This window comes from Microbulbifer epialgicus (genome assembly GCF_041447265.1).
GTDB lineage: Bacteria > Pseudomonadota > Gammaproteobacteria > Pseudomonadales > Cellvibrionaceae > Microbulbifer > Microbulbifer epialgicus.
Window position 1 is genome coordinate 75,965 of record NZ_JBGMEK010000011.1, and the last position, 12,060, is coordinate 88,024.

The 12,060-nt window shown below is 42.2% G+C and carries 13 protein-coding genes; 3 read left to right on the top strand and 10 right to left on the bottom strand.

What is annotated here, in order from left to right:
• The first annotated feature begins 95 nt into the window (after positions 1–95).
• The 3 genes from argS (at position 96) to ACCI49_RS07345 (ending at position 4,530) form a co-directional block, all read left to right on the top strand.
• The gene (argS, locus tag ACCI49_RS07335; RefSeq protein ID WP_371838306.1) at positions 96–1,832 is read left to right on the top strand and encodes an arginine--tRNA ligase; all 1,737 of its coding nucleotides are present in this window, start codon (positions 96–98) and stop codon (positions 1,830–1,832) included.
• A gap of 161 nt (positions 1,833–1,993) precedes the next feature.
• Positions 1,994–2,881 (top strand): dTDP-4-dehydrorhamnose reductase family protein, encoded by an 888-nt coding sequence (locus ACCI49_RS07340; RefSeq protein ID WP_371838307.1) that lies wholly within the window; start codon positions 1,994–1,996, stop codon positions 2,879–2,881.
• Between the two features lie 176 nt (positions 2,882–3,057).
• Complete coding sequence (locus ACCI49_RS07345; RefSeq protein WP_371838308.1) at positions 3,058–4,530, top strand: nucleoside hydrolase; 1,473 nt, start codon at positions 3,058–3,060, stop codon at positions 4,528–4,530.
• Between the two features lie 501 nt (positions 4,531–5,031).
• Here the strand turns inward: ACCI49_RS07345 and ACCI49_RS07350 are convergent.
• Genes ACCI49_RS07350 through ACCI49_RS07395 form a run of 10 tightly spaced genes read right to left on the bottom strand, consistent with a single transcriptional unit; the run spans position 5,032 to position 12,058 of the window.
• Complete coding sequence (locus tag ACCI49_RS07350; RefSeq protein WP_371838309.1) at positions 5,032–5,742, bottom strand: sigma-70 family RNA polymerase sigma factor; 711 nt, start codon at positions 5,740–5,742, stop codon at positions 5,032–5,034.
• Between the two features lie 11 nt (positions 5,743–5,753).
• Positions 5,754–6,515 (bottom strand): flagellar type III secretion system pore protein FliP, encoded by a 762-nt coding sequence (fliP, locus tag ACCI49_RS07355; protein ID WP_371838310.1) that lies wholly within the window; start codon positions 6,513–6,515, stop codon positions 5,754–5,756.
• Positions 6,505–6,921: a hypothetical protein gene (locus ACCI49_RS07360; protein ID WP_371838311.1), complete on the bottom strand. Its 417-nt coding sequence runs from the start codon at positions 6,919–6,921 to the stop codon at positions 6,505–6,507. The genes fliP and ACCI49_RS07360 overlap by 11 nt, the downstream gene beginning before the upstream one ends.
• The gene (locus ACCI49_RS07365; protein WP_371838312.1) at positions 6,921–7,232 is read right to left on the bottom strand and encodes a FliM/FliN family flagellar motor switch protein; all 312 of its coding nucleotides are present in this window, start codon (positions 7,230–7,232) and stop codon (positions 6,921–6,923) included. The genes ACCI49_RS07360 and ACCI49_RS07365 overlap by 1 nt, the downstream gene beginning before the upstream one ends.
• A 19-nt stretch (positions 7,233–7,251) precedes the next feature.
• Positions 7,252–8,007 (bottom strand): FliM/FliN family flagellar motor switch protein, encoded by a 756-nt coding sequence (locus ACCI49_RS07370; RefSeq protein WP_371838313.1) that lies wholly within the window; start codon positions 8,005–8,007, stop codon positions 7,252–7,254.
• Positions 8,008–9,189, bottom strand: coding sequence for a flagellar hook-basal body complex protein (locus tag ACCI49_RS07375; protein ID WP_371838314.1), 1,182 nt, complete (start codon positions 9,187–9,189; stop codon positions 8,008–8,010).
• A 5-nt stretch (positions 9,190–9,194) separates the two neighbouring features.
• A complete protein-coding gene (locus ACCI49_RS07380; RefSeq protein WP_371838315.1) occupies positions 9,195–9,605 on the bottom strand; it encodes a flagellar hook capping FlgD N-terminal domain-containing protein in 411 nt (136 codons plus the stop codon).
• A 2-nt stretch (positions 9,606–9,607) separates the two neighbouring features.
• Positions 9,608–10,231 (bottom strand): hypothetical protein, encoded by a 624-nt coding sequence (locus tag ACCI49_RS07385; protein ID WP_371838316.1) that lies wholly within the window; start codon positions 10,229–10,231, stop codon positions 9,608–9,610.
• A 1-nt stretch (position 10,232) separates the two neighbouring features.
• Positions 10,233–10,709, bottom strand: coding sequence for a hypothetical protein (locus ACCI49_RS07390; RefSeq protein ID WP_371838317.1), 477 nt, complete (start codon positions 10,707–10,709; stop codon positions 10,233–10,235).
• Between the two features lie 17 nt (positions 10,710–10,726).
• Positions 10,727–12,058, bottom strand: coding sequence for a FliI/YscN family ATPase (locus tag ACCI49_RS07395; RefSeq protein ID WP_371838318.1), 1,332 nt, complete (start codon positions 12,056–12,058; stop codon positions 10,727–10,729).
• Positions 12,059–12,060 lie beyond the last annotated feature (2 nt).

Genomic DNA, 12,060 nt, shown 5'->3' on the forward strand with positions numbered 1-12,060 from the left:
GATTTAAACCTCTCTATAGCGAAGGTTGGTTGCAAAGCCGCCACCGCCCATTAAAATTCGGCGTTTCCACGAATTTAAGACAGCTATATCCCTCTATGAATATTCGCCAACTCCTCTCCGATAAATTCCAGGCCGCCATGCTCGCCGCCGGTACCCCCGAAGAATGCGGCCCCATCGTGGCACCTGCGAAAAAAGCCGGATTTGGCGACTATCAGGCCAACGGCGCTATGGGTGCAGCCAAGCGACTCGGTACCAACCCCCGCGAGCTGGCCAGCAAAATCCTGGAACATCTTGAAAAAGGCGATATGATCGAAAAGGTCGAGATCGCCGGTCCCGGCTTTATGAATATCCACCTGAGCGAGCAGTGGCTGAGCCAGCAGCTGTTGGCCGCGAATGGGGATCAGCGTTTGAATATCGCCGCTGTTGAAGAGCCGAAGAACGTAGTTATCGACTACTCCCACCCCAATCTGGCCAAAGAAATGCACGTGGGCCACCTGCGTACCACCATTATTGGTGATGCCCTGGCGCGTCTGCTGGAGTTCCAGGGCCACAAGGTTATCCGTCAAAACCATATGGGTGACTGGGGAACCCAGTTCGGTATGTTGTTGGCTCACCTGTCTGACAAGCTGGCAGATAGCGATGCAGAGGTGGCCTTAGCCGACCTGGAAGTGTTCTACCGCGAAGCCAAAGTGCGCTTCGACGACGAAGAAGGCTTTGCCGACCGCGCCCGTGAATACGTCGTAAAGCTGCAAGGCGGCGACGAGCAGTGCCTGAAGCTTTGGAAGCAGTTTATCGATATATCAATCAGCCACTGTGAAGAAATCTACTCCAAGCTGAATGTCACCCTCAAACAGGAGGACGTTTACGCCGAGAGCCAGTACAACGACGATTTGCCAGTGCTGGTTAAAGAACTGCTGGATAACGGCATCGCCGTAGAAGACCAAGATGCTATCGTAGTGTTCCTGGAAGAGATGGCTGACAAAGAGGGCAATCCCAGCCCGATGATTATTCAGAAGAAAGGCGGTGGTTACCTGTATGCTACCACCGACCTGGCAGCCATCCGCTATCGCGCCAACCAGCTCAAAGCCGACCGCATCCTCTACGTAGTAGATGCCCGTCAATCCCTGCACCTGCAGCAGGCTTTCGTCGCCTCACGCAAAGCTGGCTTCCTGCCGGAATCCGTTTCTCTTGAGCACTGCGCCTTTGGCACCATGATGGGCGATGACGGCAAACCTTTTAAAACCCGCACCGGTGGTACCGTAAAACTGGCAGCCCTACTGGACGAAGCGGTGGAGCGGGCAGAGAAACTGGTAGCCGAGAAAAACCCTGAGCTAGATGAAAAAACCTGTGCGGAAATCGCGCGCAAGGTGGGCATCGGCGCAGTAAAGTATGCCGACCTGAGCAAAACCCGCACTAACGATTACATCTTCAGCTGGGAATCCATGCTCAGCTTTGAAGGCAACACAGCCCCCTACCTGCAGTATGCCTATACCCGTGTCCGCAGTATTTTCCGCAAGGCCGGTATTGAGCCGAGCGAACTCAAGGGCGACATCAATCTGGAAAGCCATCAAGAGCGCGCCCTGGCCATTAAACTAAACCAATTTGGGGAAGTACTGGATCAGGTAGCCAAAGATACCTTTCCGCACGTGCTCTGCACCTACTTGTACGAGTTGGCCAGTGCCTATATGAGTTTCTACGAAGCCTGCCCGGTACTGAAAAAAGGCGTCAGCGGAGAGCAGAAGCACAGCCGCCTTCAACTGTGTAACCTCGTCGCCAGCACTATTGCTACTGGCCTCGGTTTACTCGGCATTGAAGTGATGGAGCAAATGTAATTGGCTCCTGCCCGGCCACACCTCCAGAAAATATGCGGGTTGGCGAGCCGGGCAGTTCGAGCAGGTAAGCTTTCTCCGCTTCCTGCCCACCCATCCTGCATCATCAATTGCTCTATAAGGGTCACATTTCTCCCACTGGCCTGATTAAAGGAAAGTAACCCGTGAAAATCCTGATTACCGGCGCCTCCGGCCTATTAGGCCGCAGTGTATTTAAACAACTTTACAGCAACCCGGCTTTTACCGTAGCTGGTACCGCTTTTTCCCGCGTAGATGAAAACCTCATTCACCTGGACTTATCTGATAGCGACGCAGTAAAAACTTGCTTGCAAGAAATTAAGCCCGATGTCGTAATCCACTGTGCCGCCGAGCGCTGGCCAGACCGCTGTGCCGAAAACCCAGATACTGCCTGGCAACTGAATGTCAGCAGCACAGAGCTTTTGGCAAAACAATGTAGCGAAATCGATGCACAGTTAGTGTATATCAGCACCGACTATGTCTTTGATGGAACAGCGGCACCCTACAGTTCCGATGACACCCCCAATCCTGTAAATTTCTATGGCCGCAGCAAGCGAGCCGGAGAGGAAGTGGTTCTGAAATACGCTAACCATTGGGTATTAAGACTGCCCTGGCTGTTTGGACCCGTCGCCTATCTGGAGGAATCCGGTATTACTGCCCTTCTGGATACTCTGAGAGAACAAAAACCGGTCACACTGGACCACTGGGCAGTTCGCTTTCCCACCAGTGTGGAGGAAGTAGCAGAAGTATTGGAGCAATGTCTGTTAAAAATTTGCTGTAACACCAAGTTTGAAGGCATTTATCAATGGAGCGGCGATACCGCCTGCACCCGCTATGAGCTCGCTCACATTATTGCCGAAGCCTGTGAATTAAGGGCCGATCATATCAGTGCAGATAGTGAACCCAATTTTTCTGTACCGCGCCCATACAATTGCCAACTGGATAAATCACGCCTTACAGACTTAGGCATTCAAGGTAAGGAACCATTACAGCAGCAGCTGGCTCGAAATTTAAAGACATTTATTGGAAATTGATGTAGGCAGTTTTCAATTGGTTCAACAGGGATGTATCGCTGCCGATTAAAAATCGGCACCTCTTTTGCAATATCTCAATACATAAACCAAGAGTATTACAAAAGTGGCAACCGAATAGATCATGGAAGACCTATTGGGTTCCAGGATTAAACCACTCGAAGATTAGGGAAGAGCTGATGAAATTAAAACACTGGTTTTCTGCAGGGGCTTTGCTACTGGGCAGTCTTACCACACTCGCTTCTTGCAACGCAGACAGTGGCCACCACGGTAATAAGCTGTATCAGGCAAGCAAAAACGAAGATGCCCAACCCATTATTTGGATTGGCGACTTCAATAACTTTGACGATGCCGTAGCACTGATGCTGATTGCCAAAGATCCCCGCTATACCCTGGAACTGGCAGTCGTCGAAGACTCCTTCAATACTGTAGCGCACGGAGCCAATACGGTTTACAACATACTCGAGTGGCTGGGCAACAACGATACCAAAGTAATTCGCGGTGCCTACTTTGCCACTGAGGAGGTCGCCTACGGAGCTAACGGTAAGGCTTCCAGTACTCCGGTAAATGATGACAAGGCTGTAGCTGGCCGGGATGATTACCAGCTGCCTAACTCCTCCGATTTCACCACTGGAACCTGGAATCTGGAACGCCGCAATGCCATGGGCATTAACCTCTATGGCCAGTATGTGCCCGGCCCCTGGCGCGACAACGGCTCCACCCTGTATGGCACCGATCATCTAATCCCACGCGCAAAGCAGGAGCACTATCGCTACCAAGGCAATAATGGTGTTTCCTTTAATTTCGAGCTTGCTGAAGATATTATTCTGGAGACCCTAAGTAATCTGGAGCAGCATCCAGTAGTATTCAATACCGGTAAACTCACCACCCTGGCCCGCGTACTTGGCAAAGCCAACGAAGAGCAGCTGGATAAAATTGATCGCGTTATTATGATGGGTGGCGGCTTTGAGAATTATGAGCCGTTTACTGCAGATCACGAAGCGGCCTGCTTTGGCGACAAATCTCGCAACCTGGGTGGCAATATTTTCTCCCACCCAAGTTTCGGCTGTGACAGCGACTTCAGTACCCACCAGGAATTCAATATTCTGCTCGACCCCTTGAGTGCACAGTGGGCCTTTGACGCCCTGAGCGAAAATAATATTGAAACTTATCTAGTACCCACCAACTCTACCGATATGGCCAAGGTACAGGGCAGCACCATCGAAGCCCTGGCTAAACGCCGGGCAACCCCGGAAGCCTGCTACACCTCACAGTTGCTTAGCTCCATTCGCGAATTTGAGGGTGGAGATTTCCAGGGTAACGGCGACTTCGCCATGGACGCGGTTATTCGCCTGTGGGACATAATCGCGGCACTGGTACTGCTGGAACCTGAAGCTATGGAGATGGAATTAGTACCCGGCTACATCACAGTTGATCAACTAAATTCGGGCATAGCCGACAGCACAACGCCTTATGATCCAATTACCTTTGACCCAACAGTAGGGAAGACTACTTTTGCTGAGACCGGTGAGGGCTTGGCAGTAAATGTGGTTATGAGTATAAACCACGATGCTGCGCGCTCAACCATGATTGAGCGCTTACGTGACCGTTTTAATGCTGCGCGAAATGGGCCTAGGTGCCGTGTTAAGTAGTAATAAACGTTACCACATCTAATATAGTGGAGCCTTTTATGTGTTTTGTAGTCTGTACAGATACTTAAATAGGCTCCAAAATAAATGATAGGTTGATCAGACTCGTACACTTACACTCATTAAAAGAGCATAAAATAATTATAGTAGAAATATAATTACAACTAACTGAGAATACATCTCTCAGAGGTCTTATCTAGAAAGTCGAAATTCCTTTATCGACAAACAAACATTTGGATTACTCACACTATTAGATAGTAGAACTGAGAACCGAATTAACTAATCCTTAATATTAGTAATCGAAAATCATCTCCAACCTTCAAATACAGTGAAAAACTAACCAAATAGAAAATAAAAGAGTTGGATGGACTTCTAGTCAAGGCTCTATTTATCAAAAATAATAATTTTAAAAAGGCACTTGAGGGCTATGACTATAGCTGTAGTTCTACCTATAACATAGATATATTTGGCATCCACTTCAAACTAAACCATATCCCATGTTAACTAACACTCAAAATCAAACCTGCTATTGATTGACTTCCGCAATAATTGTATAGCTTCGCTATGGAGCTGGGCTGATCTAGTCTTACTAAGATTTAAAGCTCTACCAATTTCAGAAAAACTAGCCTCCTCAAAATATCGCATCCGAATAACATCCTGATGAATATTCGACATTTTCCCTACTTTATTCAAGATTTCTGACAAAAAAGAACTATACTCTGGGGATGTATACGGAGATTCGTTATTAGTAATCTCTTCAACGTAATCATATGCGTCAAGCACATATGAATAACCCAAATTCAAAGTTATAGATATTAATGTTTGAAATAGATTACTTTCAAAACTCTCACCTGAAAAATTCACCTCTTGTTGTATTTGTTTTCTTGCAGTAACGCCGGCATAATAGCTCGTCCTTTCTGAATAATTTTCAAGACCATTTGCAATACTACCTCTAATACGAAACGCTGCATATGTCTTAAAGTTTACTTTCTTTGTTCTATCATATCTATCTATCGCTTCAATCAGCCCAACATCGGCCAATTGATATAAATCATTAATATCTACACCTGTAAATTTTCTGCGGGCATATATACGTTTTGCAATATAGTAGCCATAATCCTTATAGTACTCATAAAGCCATGTGCGAGCATTACTCATGCCGGGACGACTAAGGGCGTCCCACATTTCAGTTAATACATTGTCCTCAATAGACATTGAAAAGCATACTATGTAAAACTACCAACCAATGAATATGCTAAAAGTGACCAGCCCTCAATTAATACAAATACAAGAATTTTTATAGGAAGGGAAATAGTAGTTGGGGGTAACATGATCATACCCATCGACATTAAAACGCTGGCTACAATTAAGTCAATCATTAAAAAAGGAAGGAATATAACAAACCCAATAATAAATGCAGACTGGAGTTCACTAAGTAAAAAAGCCGGTACTAAAATAGACAGATCTAGATCTTGGGGTTCATGAGGTATATCGCTATCGGACAACTCTGAAATAAGCACTATATCTTTTTCACGGGTTTGGCTTATCATAAAATCTTTAATTGGGGATTTAGCCAAATCAACAGCAGAATTTAAAGAAATTTTCTTCTTTAAATAAGGATCGATAGCGACATCGTTAATTTTCTCAAAAACCGGCAGCATTACGTAGATAGTTAAAATTAGAGCAAAACTAATTAAAACACTATTAGGCGGGGTGCTAGGCATAGCAAGTGCTTGCCTTAACATTGACAATACAATTACTATTCGCGTAAATGCTGTCAACATGATTAGAATTGCCGGGGCCACACTTAGTAGAGTTAGCAGCAATAATATTTGCAATGGTGCAGCCAGGTCTCCCTCTTCTCCCCCTGCATTAACTGAGAACTGAATTTTATCATCAGCGAAATTTATTGACTCAGATTGAGCGAAAGCCTCAAGAGATAAAAAGGAAAGAATAAGTATTGCAAAAACAGAAAATTTACGCAGCACGATCAACTTCCAAAACATCCTGCCCAGACAGTAACGCTATATCTACTCCGCTTGGCTGCTGTATTAGCAGTGCTTTATTACCATCTACAACCAGAAGGTAAGCCACCAGCTTATTATCAAGAACAGTTTTCTCAATTAATCTTATATTTTTTGAGCCTGATGAGATTTGCCGCCTCTTATTATCGTAAATTTTCAAAAACACAAAAAATCCAGCCAACAAGAAAATAGTGAAAAAATAATTATTAGGCAATAAATCTACGTATGAAAAATCCTCCTTAAAGAAAACTGAATCTTGAGAATTTACAATCTGCCCAGAACTGAAGCTAGCTTTTTCATCTGAGGAAACAGCAAGCGACAGAAACATCAGAAGAAAAAATAATACAAATTGACGTAAACTACGAGACATCAAACTCTAAAGACCTCTTCAATCTTTACTCCATAACAGCCATCAACTACAACTAGCAGTCCTTTCGCAAAAATTTCATCCCCGACTTTAAGATTTACATATTGCTCGGAAGGAGCGTCCAACTTGACTATATTCCCTATAGAAAGTGAAGTTAACTCCTCTAAAGCGATACTCGTATGACCAAATTCAACCTTTATTTCGACCTCTATCCCTTTAAGAAATTTTGGGTTTATCCTGTCAAATAACTTACCTCCATCACTCTCATTAAACTCAGACAACTCTAACATATCTACTTCACGACTCTCAGACATAAAATAACCCCCTAACCTGCTAGGCTTCACTCAAACCACTAATCAATACAGACCTATAAGAATTTCTCTTACAAATATAGCCCCGTATGTACAATTGATTGTTACTTGAAATTAAATTTACTTCCTCGTTAATCTTCACATCAGTTTTAACGACATCTCCAACTTCCAAATCTTTTAGCTGTTGCAAGCCCAATCGAACCATGCCGATGCCGGCAGAAAATTCCAATGCACACCCATTAAATAAGGATGAAAAACTACCAAAACTTGAATTATCAGGAAAAAATTGCCGCGGATTCCCTATTATTTTTTTAACTACATTTTCAGCTAAGTAGCACCTAAATAAAAATTCTTTATGGAGAACAATATCGACTGCGACCCATCCAGAGCCATAACTATGTAAATTTTTAGGCAATTTATCCTCTAACGTATTTACCTCTTGAACCCCAGGAAAATTAGAGGAAAAGTCGGATAAGAAATCATGCAATACCCTTGAGCTTATAGCGTGCCCTACATCCTCCTTAACGACTGGTACTTTAACGATTTCTTTGAGCAAAGTTAATTTATTCTCACCAGGAAAACAGATAAAAAAATCATCTGAAACGTAATTCGAATCATAACTATTTAAAATTTCAAGCTCAAATGCATTTTTTACCACATACTCAATAGAGCTATGTCCAAACCACTTTTCAGAATGGCTTAAAATGGCTGAATTCAGCGTCTCAGAAAGTTCTTTCTCTTCCATCTGAGAAAAAACATAGAAATTGCTAGAATTCATTTATCCACCCTTTGAGCTATTATATAATTCTTCAAGCATTTGATTAGAAACAGTAAGGACTTGCGAACAGGCTTGATAACCACGCTGGATGATTATAATTTCTGAAAATTCATCTGTAACATCTACATTAGAGCGCTCTAATGAAGATGACCTAATACTTCCAACAATAGACTCATCTGCAGTTGCTATTACATCCGGTGAGTTTTCAGCCTTAAAAAGGCTATTTGATAAAACCTCAAGGGAACTAAGGTCTACAAAATTAGCAAGTGCAATTGTAAACGGTTCCTCAACTACACCATTGGAGTAGGTTAGAACTAAACTTCCATCCGAATTAAATTCTGTACTTTGCAAGACTCCTTCCCCTCGCCCATCTACACTCAGCGCAGATAAATTGGCAGTTTGAGATGGAAAACTTGTTAGACCATCAAATTCCCCTGGTTCGCCAATTTTAAATGTAATGTCATGAGTGAGGTTATCTGATAGCTGCAATTGTACCAAAAGCTCATTAGCCCCTGCAATCGGCGACCCGGCAGAAGTGAACCCTAACAGACCACTACCCACTAAGTTGTTATTACTATCATGAACTTCTGCTGTCCAATCACCAGAAGCCTCTTTCCTATATTTGAGAGTTAGCGAGTGTAATGTTCCAACAGAGTCATAAACATCGACCGTGATAGGCGGGTCACTAGTAAGTGGGAATTCAGTATCAGCCGCAGAAAGCGAACTTAAATTTCCTGATAAGTTTACTTCTGTAGTGGGTGAAAAAGTAGATGACTGCCACTCCGAAGTACTAATTTCTTGCAATTCACCACTTTCGGACAACCCCAGTATTGCCCCACCAGTAGTAGTATCGACAAGAAGGTCATCAACAAATGTAAATTGTCCTGCACGTGTATATAGAAAATCACCTTCATTTTCTATAATAAAAAATCCATCGCCTTCTATAGCCAAATCAGTATTTTGACCTGTGCTAAAAATATCTCCCTGAGTGAAATGGGTCTTTGTACCGGAAAATCGCACACCATCACCAAGTCCATTATCATTCAACTCCCTAAAAAAACTGTCTTGCTTTTTAAAACCGGGAGAATTCATGTTGGCAACATTATGACTCAGGTTATCTAACTTTCTGGTGAATGCTTTAAATCCAGATAAACTATTACCTACAACACTTAGTAACGACATACACATTACTCCCTAATAATTCGAACTTCAGCAGGAGATAAATCTGCTATAACTTCATTAGTTGAAGTAGTCAGGGTAAGCAAGGGTAAACCATCAGAAAATCTAATTGACGAGACACTCCCAATAATTGCGCCGCTACTACCATTTACTTCCACAGTTTTACCAAGTAGACCTAAAGATTGACTGACCGCGCTGACTTCTAGTAAATCTGAAATATTGTCTTGCGACGACTTGGCAATTTCAAGATTTGAGAATTCAGCTAACTGCGTGAGGAATTCACGGTTATCAACAGGGTCCAACGGGTCCTGATAGTTAAGCTGGGTAATAAAGATGCGCATAAATTCATCTAAATTAACGGTACTCTGCTCATTTAAGGGTTGCTCCCCTGCAACTCTGCCAACAGCATCAATAGACATGTTTAATACTCCAATCCTTTAACAACAGAACCATTAATAACCAACCTATTTATCATCAACTTCAATTTCTTTGAAGACTGAAACACTACATGTTTTATTTCATCTACATTTCCATGATAATCACGAATACGTATTTCAACCCCACCGCTTCCAGTCACAAGCTGTACTTTAGTTCTCTCTGGTAAACTGTTTGCTATCGCACGAGTCAAATTTTTCTCCGTCATTACAGATTTATAGTAACCCTGCGTATTTATAGCAGCCACTTGAGTATTAAAAATCGAGGGTCCAGATTTCAATTTATCTACAGGGCTTTCGATACTCCTCAGCTGATCGTGCACATTTTGACCTATTGCCTGATAGTTTCCTATCGCAATATGCCTATGAATTTCATTAGAGTTCCTGAGAGTTTTAGATATCACTTCATTTGAACTGAGGATTTCATCTCGTCTTAGCTCACTCGGTAGAGCTTTAGTTTGAACTTCTGTAAAGTTTGAGCGTGAATCAGACGCATTTATAAGGGCTTTTTCCCACTCTTTAATCCTTAGATTTTTTTCTCCATTATCAAGTTCAGCGCTTCCCTTCGGAGTAGTTACAGACGAGAATTCTTTTATGCTCGTTGAGTTCATTTTAGCATGATCCTGTCTTATTTATTGTGCTCATTAAATAAAGGTCACTAAAATACAAATCTTCATATATGGCATAGTAACGAGCACGCTTTTTATTTGAGCAAACAATCTTTATATCAATTTCGTTAATTCTAGCTTGAACAGATATGTATTCGCTATTTATTTCTGCGATAGAACTTTCAATATCATCAATTTTACCCTTAAGCTCGTCTATATTTCGGCTCTCACTTTCCAAATAGTATTCTTGAGCGCTGATAAGGTTAAAATCTAGCATTTTAGATTGATATTTATAGTCAATATACTCTTCAGTATCGTGCAATCTTGTTAAGGCTCTAGCCTTCTGAAAATTAAAATCATCAAGCTGCCTTTTCATTTCACCAATAACGCCAGCCAGTTCATCTTTATCATTAGTTAACTTCTGCTTATAAGTGATAAGCGCTTGGATTTTACAATCCATTTTCCTTAGTTTAGATATCATATTTTATCTTTATAAAATCAACTCGACTTCCGTTGATTAGCAGAACTTATTATATTACTCAGTTCATCCATTACAGTATTTCTATCTAACGACTTACCGGTATAAAATAAATCATTAATTCTTCCTTCAATATATATAGCTTTATCCAATTCAACATTTTCACCTTCCTTGTATGCTCCGATATCTATCATTGACTTAGATTCATGGAATAATGAATGATATTTATATATCAGCATGAGGATTGACTTTTCAGCATCATTGATTAGCGCCCCCTTAGCTCTACTAACACTTTCCTGTATATTGACTGCAGGGTATTTACCTTGAGCGGCTATATCTCGGTCTAAAACTATATGGCCGTCTAGAATCCCTCGCATATAGTCGGCTACGGGATCACTCATATCATCACCTTCTATTAACACCGTATAATAGGCGGTGATAGTGCCTCTAGTCTTAAAGGCACCAGATTTTTCAATGAGGTTTGGTAAAATAGAATAACAGGAAGGCGTATAGCCTTTAACGGAAGGCGGCTCCCCCCTGGCTAAACCAATTTCTCTTTGGGCCATTGCTAATCTCGTTATTGAGTCAATGGTCAGCAAGACATCCTTTCCTTGATAACTAAAATACTCTGCAATCTTGGCTGCAGTGTGCGCCGCATATACACGACACAAGGGTGGCTGTTCGGCTGAGGCGACGATTACTACGGACTTTGACAGACCTTCCTTTCCCAAAATACACTCTATAAACTCTGTTACTTCGCGACCTCGTTCGCCAATTAATGCAATTACATTTACTTCGGTATCACTAGCACTAAGCAACTGATTAATTAAAGTTGTTTTTCCTACGCCACTTCCAGAAAATATACCCACCCTTTGCCCTTTACCCAGGGTAAGTAATCCGTCAATTATCGGGATTCCAGTATTAGCAATTGTGTCAATTCTCTTCCTTTCAAAAGGGTTAATTGGGCCGGGAGTTTTCCATGGCCCTTTACCAATTGAAGAGATATCACCAAGAGAGTCTAAAGGTTCTCCTAATGCGTCGATTACTCTACCAATCAGTCGATCGCTATATATATATTTTGTATTATTATTTATTCTTTCTACCCGGTCCCCAGGCATTAACCCTGTCATTGTATCGAAGGGCATAAGAATTATATTATCTTTATCAAAGCCGACAACTTCAGACCGAATGTTTTCGGCCTTATTCTTTTTATAAATATAGCATAAGTCGCCAATACGAGCGTCAACACCTGTAGCAGATACATATGTTCCATGAAAACTAACTAACTTGCCAAATTTACCTATGGTATTGGTAGTTTTAATACTCTCTACAAGACTAGCCGTAGTATTCATTT

What these genes read in the sequence shown, in the direction of transcription:
- argS (WP_371838306.1), top strand. Translation starts at nt 96, where the DNA reads ATGAATATTCGCCAACTCCTCTCCGATAAATTCCAGGCCGCCATGCTC.
- ACCI49_RS07345 (WP_371838308.1), top strand. Translation starts at nt 3,058, where the DNA reads ATGAAATTAAAACACTGGTTTTCTGCAGGGGCTTTGCTACTGGGCAGT.
- ACCI49_RS07350 (WP_371838309.1), bottom strand. Translation starts at nt 5,742, where the DNA reads ATGTCTATTGAGGACAATGTATTAACTGAAATGTGGGACGCCCTTAGT.
- ACCI49_RS07360 (WP_371838311.1), bottom strand. Translation starts at nt 6,921, where the DNA reads ATGTCTCGTAGTTTACGTCAATTTGTATTATTTTTTCTTCTGATGTTT.
- ACCI49_RS07365 (WP_371838312.1), bottom strand. Translation starts at nt 7,232, where the DNA reads ATGTCTGAGAGTCGTGAAGTAGATATGTTAGAGTTGTCTGAGTTTAAT.
- ACCI49_RS07370 (WP_371838313.1), bottom strand. Translation starts at nt 8,007, where the DNA reads ATGAATTCTAGCAATTTCTATGTTTTTTCTCAGATGGAAGAGAAAGAA.
- ACCI49_RS07375 (WP_371838314.1), bottom strand. Translation starts at nt 9,189, where the DNA reads ATGTCGTTACTAAGTGTTGTAGGTAATAGTTTATCTGGATTTAAAGCA.
- ACCI49_RS07380 (WP_371838315.1), bottom strand. Translation starts at nt 9,605, where the DNA reads ATGTCTATTGATGCTGTTGGCAGAGTTGCAGGGGAGCAACCCTTAAAT.
- ACCI49_RS07385 (WP_371838316.1), bottom strand. Translation starts at nt 10,231, where the DNA reads ATGAACTCAACGAGCATAAAAGAATTCTCGTCTGTAACTACTCCGAAG.
- ACCI49_RS07390 (WP_371838317.1), bottom strand. Translation starts at nt 10,709, where the DNA reads ATGATATCTAAACTAAGGAAAATGGATTGTAAAATCCAAGCGCTTATC.
- ACCI49_RS07395 (WP_371838318.1), bottom strand. Translation starts at nt 12,058, where the DNA reads ATGAATACTACGGCTAGTCTTGTAGAGAGTATTAAAACTACCAATACC.